Below are 4,411 nucleotides of genomic sequence, written 5' to 3'. Positions count from 1 at the left end.
TCCTCTCCCTTGGCCTTCTTGGCCGAAGCCTTCTTGGCCTTCGGGGCCGGAGCGTGCGAGTGGCCGTGGGCGCAGTCGGGCCCGTGGACATGCCCCTCTTCCGCCTCGATCTCGTGCTCCAGCTCCTCGCGCGTCACGACGCGGTCGGTGACCTCGGCCTGCGAGAACAGGAAATCGACGACCTTGTCCTCGAACAAGGGCGCGCGGATCTGAGCCGCGGCCATCGGGTCCTGGCGAACGTAATCGACGAACTTCTGGCGGTCTTCAGGGCGGTATTGCTGGGCGGCCTGCATGATGAGCTGGTTCATCTCCTGCGCGGAGACCTCGACGCCGCTCCTCGTGCCGATCTCGGAGAGGAGGAGGCCGAGGCGGACGCGCCGCTCGGCGATCGCGCGATAATCCTCGCGCTCGGCTTCCATCTCGGCGCGCGCGGCGGCGGGGTCGGCCTCGTGCGTCGCCTCATGCTCCAGCTGCTGCCAGATCTGGTTGAACTCCGCTTCGACCATCGACGGCGGAACCGGGAAATCGTGCGAGGCGGCGAGCTGATCGAGCAGCTTGCGCTTCATGTGCGTGCGGGTGAGGCCGTTCAGCTCCTGCTCGACCTGCCCCTTGAGGAGCCCGCGCAGCTGATCGATGCCCTCGAGCCCCATCGCCTTGGCGAAATCGTCGTCCGCCTTGGTCTCGCGCGGCTGCTGGACCTCGTTGACGGTGACGTCGAACGTCGCCGCCCGCCCCTTCAGATAATCGACGTTGTAATCCTCGGGGAAGGTGACGTTGAGCGTCCGCTGCTCGTTCGCCTTGGCGCCCACGAGCTGGTCCTCGAAGCCCGGGATCAGGCGCCCCGAGCCGAGCTCGATCGACATGCCCTCGCCCTTGCCGCCCTCGAACGGCTTGCCGTCGACCTTGCCCTCATAATCGACGATCACGAGATCGCCCATCTTGGCGGCATATTTGGCGGGCGCGGGATCGAAGCTCTTCTGGCCGGCGGCGAGCTGCTGCAGCCGCTCGTCGACCACGGCATCGTCGGCCTCGACGGTCAGGCGCTCGAGCTTCAGCCCCTCGATCTTCGGCGCGGGGATTTCGGGGAGCGTCTCGAGCTCCACCGTCACGACCGCGTCCTTGCCTTCGTTCCGCTCCTCGAGCTCGACCGACGGCTGCGTCGCCGGGCGGAGGTTCTGCTCCGCGATCAGCTGCTGGACTCCTTCCTGGACCGCGCTTTCCAGCGCCTGCTGCTCGAGCGCGGGTCCGTGCATCTTGCGGACGAGGTTGGCCGGTACCTTGCCGGGGCGGAAGCCGGGCATGCGGATCTGCGGCGCGACCGTCTTCAGCTCCTTGTCGACGCGGGCGTCGATGTCCTTGGCCGGAATGGTGATCTTGAAGGCGCGCTTCAGGCCCTCGTTCAACGTCTCGACAGTCTGCATGTTCGTAGCCGTACCTTCACTCTCAGGAATATGTTTGGCGCTGGCCGCATCGGATCGACCGCCCTTGCCTCGCTCGGGGAGCCGCCCGCGAAAGCCGTCCCCCGGACGGCTTTGCGTCGTGGCGACTGGTGCGGGCGAAGGGACTCGAACCCCCACATCTTTCGATACTGGAACCTAAATCCAGCGCGTCTACCAGTTCCGCCACGCCCGCCGGGCCGCCGTTCGGCGGGTCTATAGCAGGGCTGACAGCAGGGGCAAGGCGGATGGTTGGGGCGGCGGAAGGGGATGGCCGTGCGCCACCTTTGCGAAGGCCGGTGGATGTGGTGAAAGCTTCGCCTGTCTTAGTCGAGGGTTCGCAATGGGTGGAAAGCGGTCAGTGGTGACTGCCGCTGTCAAATGCTGCACAGTCGCCGAATGGCCGTTACGTCAGACGATGTAGGGCGGTTGATCGAGGCTCTTGCCGGTCACCCGTCCGTTACGCGGAGCGGTGTGCGCTTTGCGCCCATAGTCAAGGCACGGTTTCACGAGATTAGCCCCGGCACCCTGACCTGGGACTGGTGCGATCGGCACCCAGCCGAGCGTGGCTTACGAGCAGGTCTGGCTTACTACGATCTCGATGGTCAGATCGTAGATGTCAACGTAGTCAAATCCGGTAATCTGGTCACGGAGATTGAGCTCTGGCGAGGCGACGACAAACCGATCCAGTCTGTGCCCCAGCAAGCAGACCTATGGGAGATGGTGCCGGGACAAGTCTACTCGCCCCGCACCTGATGTCCGCATGGGTGAAGACCGAATATTGCTCGGCTAGATTGGTCCTCAGCGATGAGGACATCCCGGCCAACAACAAGGACGGCGCTTCCCATCCCGCAGGCTTGAGCGGCCCCAGTCGATCCGCTTCCGTCTCGTCTCCCGCTTCCTGGCGGATTCGATCCAGCAGATCCACTCGTTGCGGGCCAGGGGCGTGATATCCTGCCACGTCGCCAAGGCCTCCGGATCGTTTTTCAACGCTCCGGCCAGGTCAGCGGGTAGATCATGAACGACACCGCCTGCGATGCTCCGCTCGTCCGTCATCAGCAGCTTCGAACCTCCCTCCGGGTATGAAGGCACCTTCCGACCCGGACATAGCCCCCGAACGAGTGGTATTGCGAGAGGCTCCGTTTGTCGTAGGTGGCCTTGGATGCGAGCCCGCGTGCTACTGCTCAATTCGACGGTGGCGACAAGTGCCGCCTGAATCTCCGCCATGGTAGAGGGTAGACATCGGCGCCACTGTCGAAGGATGCCTTATGAGGGGCTTGCTTCCAGCTTGGCTTCATTGGCTTGTCCGCCCAGCATTGCCTCAAATGAGGTGCGAAAGCGTGAGAGGTCGCTGTAGCTAACCAGAAAACGTGCAGTAAGGCTCTGATGGAGATCGGCGTTCTCATCATTCCAGATGGGAGTTGCCAATGTAACAGTCACTCGGATCGTCCCCTTCCCATCATGCGGCGATAACCGCACGCGGAGGTGGCACTGCTCCAAGGCATTACCTGTTCTGGCGAAATATCCGCCAGCTAGTAACGCTCCTCATCGCCACCGATTGGAAACTGACCAGCAAGGCGACAGAACTCACGAAGCTGTTGGACCGCAAACCACGCGGCGCCTCGGCCGCCGAAGCCGTCGCTCTCTACGGTCGCCGACAACTTTCCATGCCATTCGTCCTCGGGCAAGTAAATGAGACGGAGCGAGTTCACATCATCCTTGATAGCATTGCGCTGGATGTCTGCAATGAGTGGAAAACCGACGTTCAGCGGCGAGCGGTAAGAGTGCAGGTTGCGCGGTTTACGAAGATGGCTTCGCGGGAGGACCCTTCATCACCTGCCGTGTCTTTGCCGGCATTCGGCCATTCGACAATCCTCCGCGTGACCCGCAATGGAATTGGCACGTTCCGTCGTCTTCCCACCTGAGATCGGCTCTGTCGCGCCAAAGTTTCAGCGAGCACTCTGCCTCATCAGGACGCAAATCGTACTTGTCCCGATACACCAGCGCGCTTCCCTCCAAGCGCGCTTCTCCAAAGACCGCGCAAGAATGCCCATTGAAAAAGTTCAACTCCAGACTGACCAAAGCGCGGCGCCGGTCGAGTGGAAAAATTTCGACGACATCTGTGGAGTAGTATCTCCCTCCATCAATGTCCCCATTCTTGAATCGATGCGTGTAGCGACCCGCAAGCCGCAACAATGGAGACTGCGGCATAGTCGCTGCAAGAAGGCCAATCGCAGCCGAGACAGCGACAATCATCCGACTGTGCGGTCCCGCCGTTCGCATGCGCCTAGGTCGCAAATCTGGCCCACGTCCGCAATGGGTCGAAAGCAGACGTTCGCATCACCCGCCGGCCGCGCTAGAAGGCGGGTGATGAAAAGGTCTGCAGCCGTCGAACGAGCGTTCGAGCTTGCCCGATCGGGGCAGTGCCGCAGCGTGGCGCAAATAATCCGGCGGTTGCCCGAACAGGATCGGGCGGCGGTGGAGGCGCACCTTGCTGCAGGATCGGCAAGGCGGGAGCTGATCCTGATCTGCAGCGATGCGTGGCTCGCGGCTCGCTAGGCCGAGCAACGTCTCCTTCCCAGCGTGCCTGGTGGACTGCGGATATGGCAGCCGGGGCTGAAGGAATGGGCCGGGGAGCGGGTGGGGAAGAAGATTGCGGTGCGTTCGACTTTCTCTATCGTTTTAATTAGCTCTGCTGCACCGAATCGAGCGGGGGGAACATGCGCTGGTTGATCCGTTTCGCAGCTGTCTGGCTGCTGGCAACTTTCTCTGCGCAATCGAGCGCGGCCGAGCTGATCGTCAGCAATGGCAAGCTCCTCGGCGCAACGAAAGTGCTCGTCAACGGATCCTATTATGATGTGAGCTTCGTCGACGGCACTTGCGCCGCGCTCTTCAGCGGGTGCGATCAGTCGAGCGACTTCTTCTTCCGAACGGCCGCCGATGCTCAGGCCGCCAGTCAGGCGTTGATGGATCAG

At 62.5% G+C, this 4,411-nt stretch carries 2 protein-coding genes, 1 tRNA gene and 1 pseudogene; 1 reads left to right on the top strand and 3 read right to left on the bottom strand.

From position 1 onward, the window contains the following. From tig to VF662_RS01775, 3 genes are all read right to left on the bottom strand, one after another. The coding region (gene tig / locus VF662_RS01785) for a trigger factor (protein ID WP_464136992.1) at positions 1-1,421 on the bottom strand (1,421 nt) is incomplete at its 3' end. 126 nt (positions 1,422-1,547) lie between these two features. Beyond that, positions 1,548-1,632 (bottom strand) — tRNA-Leu (locus VF662_RS01780). 605 nt (positions 1,633-2,237) lie between these two features. Further along, positions 2,238-2,492 (bottom strand): YdeI/OmpD-associated family protein, encoded by a 255-nt coding sequence (locus VF662_RS01775; RefSeq protein ID WP_464136990.1) that lies wholly within the window; start codon positions 2,490-2,492, stop codon positions 2,238-2,240. A gap of 1,664 nt (positions 2,493-4,156) precedes the next feature. Between VF662_RS01775 and VF662_RS01770 the strand changes: the two are divergent. Then, positions 4,157-4,411 (top strand): annotated as a pseudogene (locus tag VF662_RS01770) (PEPxxWA-CTERM sorting domain-containing protein); the annotation flags it as partial.

It is taken from the genome of Allosphingosinicella sp. (genome assembly GCF_036387215.1).
Taxonomy (GTDB): Bacteria; Pseudomonadota; Alphaproteobacteria; order Sphingomonadales; family Sphingomonadaceae; genus Allosphingosinicella.
This window is presented reverse-complemented; position numbering and strand designations above follow the sequence as displayed.